This is a genomic window from uncultured Veillonella sp. (genome assembly GCF_900545795.1).
Classification (GTDB): domain Bacteria; phylum Bacillota; class Negativicutes; order Veillonellales; family Veillonellaceae; genus Veillonella_A.
Genome location: NZ_URAR01000012.1, coordinates 61,145 through 67,144, shown reverse-complemented (window position 1 = coordinate 67,144; position 6,000 = coordinate 61,145). Strand labels below are relative to the sequence as shown.

Here is a 6,000-nt window from a genome sequence, read left to right as displayed (position 1 = left end):
ACAGCTGTTGCTGCTAGCATAGTTGCAAAACGTTTTTTCATTGTAATTACCCCTTAGGATAGAATTTTTGAAAATAACGTTTTATAGGGATGAAACATCTATTGGTTTATCAATCGATTTGTTATAAAGCTCACAAATTTATTTTCAAATTTTGTACTGCTAGTATTACATTTTATTGGATAAGGAATGACAAAAGCCTATTAACTATAGGAAATTGTCTTTTAATTTTATATTGGCAATAGGGATGGCATAGGCTAACGAATTCGTTTTCTTAGTAAGATAGGGCAATATAATAGAATCTATAAAATACTGCCAATACGATTTTTTAGTGACCAATGACCATTGCCGGTAATTGTGATGATTAAAAACAAAGGATGATTCTTTTGAGTTTTCAGGGATGAAACACTGCTTGATTAAGACTGGTAAAGCATTGAGGAGCGTAGCCTCTATTAAAGGCTCCTTGTAGAGCGTTTTATTAGAGCACTCCTGAGGGTTATGAATCGAATTGGGACATTGATAATAGATATAGCTGCTAGTTTTATAGTGACGAGCTAAGCCTACCAAAGAATGTTGACAATGAGGACAACGGAGTAGACCGGCAAACAAAAAATGATTAGAGCCCTGCGTATCCTTTCGATTGTGACAATTTAACATATGTTGTACTTCCGTAAATAATTGGATTGGCACAATTGGTGGGGCATACTGTGCTATATCATAAAATGTTCCTATGTACTTCTTATTTCGTAATAGCTTAGTCATAGCGGGATAGGAACGCTTTATGTGATAGTTGTTTAGCAGGAACGCTTGAGTTTGCCTAATGGAGCCACAATCCTTGTAATACTCAAAAACAGCTTTAATAATCGGCGCTGTTGTATCAGGTAAAATGCGTTTTGCTTGGATTGTATAACCTAAAGGCAATTTACCTGAAATGGCTTCGCGGCGACTTTTTTTATCCGAAAAAACAAAGTGAATGCGTTCAGATGTAGTATCTGATTCATTTTGTGCGATGGATAATTTAATATTTAAATACAGTCGACCTTGTGCCGTATTGGTATTATAGTCTTCCTCAGTAGCCTCCCATTGAACGCCATAGGTATCTAATATAGCTTGATACGTATAATAATCAGATACATTTCTAAACCAGCGATCAAGTTTAATAAATAAAATACAGTCAATACGCCCTTGTTGGACGTGTTTTAACATTCTTGAAAATTCTTTGCGTCGTCCTGGACAACTTCTAGCAGATATACCTTCATCACGATAGCAGTCCACGATGCTATAGTTATGATGGTATGCATATTGGCGCAATCTATTCTCCTGTGCTTGAAGTGAATAACCGTGCATACTTTGCTCTTCGTTTGAAACTCTAATGTAAAGAGCAACTCGCTTCATAAACTATGTTGTCGAAAAATTTTAAATCACTACTAGTTATGAGTAAAATTTCGACAAACCTCCTTTCTTTTTATGACGTAAATACTTGTTAATGGAATAACAAGTAACTGATAAAAAGCATGCGAATACAAAATCAATAGCAACCTATTTTCGGTTGTATTATAGTTTTGCAGTGCTGGTATCGGGTTTCGGCAAAAGCAAACAAAAGAACTAAGGCCTGATTTCAAATATGCATATATGGTGGCATCTTTATAGTAACACAAATTGCCTTCATATATGGTATACTTAAATAATAAATATAAAAAAATTAGTTCATGTAAGCTTGAGAGGAAGAGTATGACTAAAGATATAAAATTACTAGCCATTGATTTAGATGATACTTTATTGCGTGATGATAATACGATTTCTGATTATACAAGGGACATACTACAAAAAGCCCAACAAGAAGGCATCCATATAGTCATTGCCACTGGTCGCATGTACCAAACTGCTAAACCAGTAGGCGTAAAACTAGGCATTGGTGATTTGCCTATGATTTTATTTTCTGGTGGATTGATTCAGCGCATTGAGTCAGGGGAGATTATTTGGCAGCGCGTGATTGAGCCGGCTGTAGCCAAAGAAATTTTAGCTCTAGCTAAAGAACATAATTGGTATGTACAGTCCTATGTAGATGACGTGTTGTTGGTTCATCATGAAACAGAAGATTCTAAATTATATGAACGACATACGGGTGCTAAAGCTGTGTTTGTAGGTGATGATTTATATTCTACAGCGCAAGGGCCTAATAAATTACTCTTTATTAATGATGCTGAAACATTGGCTACGATTTCACAGATTTTAAAAGATAAGTTTGGCGATCAACTAGAGATTGTGCGCAGTAAAGTTAATTACTTAGAGATTAATGGTACTAATAGTACGAAGGGGAATGCGCTCAGCCAAATGGTAAATGAATTAGGTTTTACTAAGGATCAAGTGGTAGCCTTTGGCAATTCTGAAAATGATGTACCTATGCTTGAATATGCAGGGACTGCTGTAGTGGTGGCGAATGCAGAACCGCCAGTAAAAGCTTTAGCTGATGAAATATGTGCCTCTAATGAGGACGATGGCGTGGCTCGATGGAGAAGCACATGTATTAGCTAAATAAAAGGTAATACAACAATTATAACTAAGTGAAATGCAATACAATAAGTATAGATCGGTACAAAGTAATCAAGTACCTAGTATATAAAAGAATAGAAGGCAAAGAAGAGAAAATAAAGAATAATAAATAAAAGATAAAGAACAAAAGATAAAACTGATTAATTGTCTCCTGGTGAGCAGAATGGAAAGGAGTTATATTGTGGAAGAAAATTTTCGTTTACTTATAGTAACAGGTATGTCTGGGGCTGGTAAAACACAAGTCATGCAGGCCCTAGAAGATATGGGATTCTTCTGTGTGGACAATTTGCCACCTGTATTAATCCCTAAATTTAGTAATCTTTGTCGTCAAGCAGGCGATAAGACTAATCGCGTAGCCCTCGTAGTAGATATTCGCGGTGGGGAATTCTTTGAAAGCTTGTCTGATGCCTTGCACTCTCTTAAAGAAATGAAAGTGCCTTATGAAATTGTGTTTATGGATGCTACTGATGAGACCCTTGTGCGCCGCTACAAAGAGTCGCGCCGCAGCCATCCATTGGCTCCAGATGGACGTATTTTATTAGGCTTGCAACAAGAGCGTAAACTGTTAGACTCCATTCGTCCAAGAGTCGACTATATCATTGATACAACAAATATGAAGACGAGCGCATTAAAGTCCTATTTGCGCAAGAAATTCTCTGAATTAGATGGAAAGAAACAAGGTATTTCTGTATCCGTGGTAAGCTTTGGGTTTAAACATGGCATTCCTTTGGATGCTGATATGGTATGGGATGTACGATTCTTGCCAAATCCTTATTACAACCCAGAGTTTCGTCATAAAACCGGGCGCGTACCAGCGGTAAATTCATATATTTACTCCTTTGATGTAACAGAGCAATTTTTAAGCACTATGTTTAATACAATGGACTTCTTGCTTCCAAATTATGAAAAAGAAGGAAAAAGTCAATTTGTTGTAGCCATTGGTTGTACTGGTGGTATGCATCGCAGTGTGGCCATGTCAGAAGCTTTGTTTAAACATGTAGAAACTTTAGGATATCGCGCTTCTATTGAGCATCGTGATATGTTTAAAAATAATGTAGAAGAAGATTATAATCCTCGCGAAGTGACGGCAGAGGAAGTTAAATAAGTCCGTAGATGGGAGAAGCTTATGATACATATGTCTGGATTTAGATGGCTAACACCAGGCTTGAAACTTAAACGCTGGCTCGTTGTCTTCGGACTGGGCATGCTCTTTGTCATTGCTGGCGTAGCCTTGATGCTTAATTATCAATGGCTATCTTATTTTGAAGATTTATTTTTATTGATGCTCTTTGAATTGACCGGCGCTTATGATTATACTGTGCTAGCTACTATGGGGGTAGTGAGCATTTTACTGGGCATTATCTTAATGGTCATTGGCACGCGTCAAGTTGGGCGGGCTGTAGTGAAGGCGATTATTCCTACAGATACAGATAAAGTAGGGGATTATATTTTTGAAAATATCCGCATGGCCAAAGGTCCTAAAGTAGTGGTCATTGGCGGTGGCACAGGCCTTTCTACCTTGCTTAGGGGGCTTAAAGCACACACTTCTAATTTGACCGCTATTGTGACGGTGGCTGATGATGGTGGATCTTCAGGGCGCCTTCGTGAAGACTTTAAAATGATTGCCCCAGGCGATTTGCGCAACTGCTTAGTTGCCCTAGCAGAAAAAGAAGGTCTTATGGAGCAATTGTTCCGTTACCGCTTTGGTGGTGAAGGTGATTTGGCAGGCCATAGCTTTGGCAATTTATTTTTAACAGCTCTTACGCAAGTGCTAGATGCTGATGTAGATAAGGCCCTTGAAGCAGCAAGTAAAATTTTAAAAGTGCAGGGTCGTGTTATTCCGGCGTCCATTGAAAATATTAACTTATTAGCAGAAATGGAAGATGGCACTATTGTAGAAGGGGAGAGCCAGATTCCTACTGTGCATAAGCGTATCAAGCGCCTCTTTACGGAGCCTGCACTACCGAAGCCTCAAGGGGCAGCCTTGCGCGCTATTGACGAAGCAGATGCCATTATTTTAGGGCCTGGCAGTTTATACACTAGCATCATGCCTAATTTGCTTATCGACAAGATTGCTGACCATGTTAAGGCAACTAAGGCGCCTAAGTTTTATATTTGTAATGTAATGACGCAACCAGGTGAAACGGATGGCTATTCTGCTAGCGACCATGTAGCTGCCTTACAGCAAGTGGGTGGTCCTGATTTAATTGATACGGTATTGGTTAATGATGTACCATTTGACCAGTCTGTCATTGAAAAATATAAGGCTGCTGGTGCGGAACCAGTTAAGGTAGATATGGAGCGTTTAGAGGAATTAGGCGTTCGCGCTATCCGTGCTAGTTTATTACAACATCCTGAAACGGCTGTGCATGATCCTCAGCGATTAGCTAAGGTTGTAATGGATGTGATTTATGCTTTGCAATCTGGTTTAGATCCACAGATTTTAGAATATTATTTAAAACGAGAAGACCATTAAAGAGAGGGGGCGTATCGTTTGTCCTTTGCTGAAGATGTAAAAAATGAACTGTGTCAATTTAAGAATGAAACGGCTTTATCCGCAAAGGTCGAAGCCTCTTGTTTACTGCGCATGGGCGGGTCCTTACTGTTGGGGAGTCAAGGGCGCGTGGGGATTCGTTTGGCTACAGCTAATAATGCGGTGGCTAGACGTGTTCTATCTATTTTAAGAGCTCATTATGCACTTCATACATCTGTATTAATACGACGGGGTTTAAATCTGCGTAAGAAAAATGTGTACACTTTGATGGTGGATCCTACGGAAGAGGGGCGTCAGGCTCTAGAAGATTTAGCATTATGGCCTATGGATACAGATATACCAGATGAATGGCTTACTACGATGGAGACGCGGCGTGCCTTTTTGCGCGGTGCTTTCCTAGGTGGTGGCTCTGTTAATAAGCCCGAAAGTGACTATCATTTAGAGTTTATGACGGGCAATAAAAAGTTTGCTGAAACCATTGTACGAGTATTGCGTTTATTTAATATTGTAGCGCGTATGACGGAGCGCAAAGAAGAATATGTAGTGTATATTAAAGAAGGCGATTCTGTAACTGGTTGCTTGCAGATTATGGGCGCTCAGTCTGCAATGATGTCATTTGAAACGGTGCGAGTTGTAAAAAATGTGCGCAATCAGATTAATCGTCAAGTTAATTGCGAGACTGCTAATTTGCAGAAAACCGTCAATGCCGCTGTACGACAACTAGAGTCCATTCGCATTATTGAACGTCATCAGCCTTTAAGTGATTTGCCAACAAAGCTTTTAGAAGTGGCGCAAGCGCGCTTAGATAATCCAGACGCAAGCCTTCAGGAATTAGCTGACACGATGGGTGGGCATTTGTCAAAATCGGGCATAGGCCATCGCTTTAGAAAATTAGAAAAAATGGCTCTAGAATATGAACCTTCAGGTCTAGATGAAGTGTAGCTTTTGTAAAATTC

The 6,000-nt window shown here is 39.2% G+C and carries 5 protein-coding genes; 4 read left to right on the top strand and 1 reads right to left on the bottom strand.

The window, feature by feature from the left end; all coding sequences use genetic code 11:
- Positions 1–204: 204 nt before the first annotated feature.
- Positions 205–1,392, bottom strand: a complete 1,188-nt coding sequence (locus tag QZR90_RS06995) for a recombinase family protein (RefSeq protein ID WP_295790212.1) — start codon at positions 1,390–1,392, stop codon at positions 205–207.
- 336 nt (positions 1,393–1,728) lie between these two features.
- On the opposite strand from QZR90_RS06995, the gene QZR90_RS06990 reads away from it, so the two are divergent.
- The 4 genes from QZR90_RS06990 (at position 1,729) to whiA (ending at position 5,986) form a co-directional block, all read left to right on the top strand.
- Entirely contained in the window at positions 1,729–2,532 is an 804-nt protein-coding gene (locus tag QZR90_RS06990; RefSeq protein ID WP_295790210.1) for a Cof-type HAD-IIB family hydrolase, read from the top strand.
- Positions 2,533–2,731: 199 nt separating this feature from the next.
- Positions 2,732–3,655: an RNase adapter RapZ gene (gene rapZ / locus QZR90_RS06985; RefSeq protein ID WP_295790206.1), complete on the top strand. Its 924-nt coding sequence runs from the start codon at positions 2,732–2,734 to the stop codon at positions 3,653–3,655.
- Positions 3,656–3,676: 21 nt separating this feature from the next.
- Positions 3,677–5,026 carry a gluconeogenesis factor YvcK family protein gene (locus QZR90_RS06980; RefSeq protein ID WP_295790204.1) on the top strand — a complete coding sequence of 450 codons (1,350 nt, stop codon included), beginning with the start codon at positions 3,677–3,679 and terminating at the stop codon, positions 5,024–5,026.
- An 18-nt stretch (positions 5,027–5,044) separates the two neighbouring features.
- Positions 5,045–5,986 (top strand): DNA-binding protein WhiA, encoded by a 942-nt coding sequence (whiA, locus tag QZR90_RS06975; RefSeq protein ID WP_295790203.1) that lies wholly within the window; start codon positions 5,045–5,047, stop codon positions 5,984–5,986.
- The last annotated feature ends 14 nt before the right edge of the window (positions 5,987–6,000 follow it).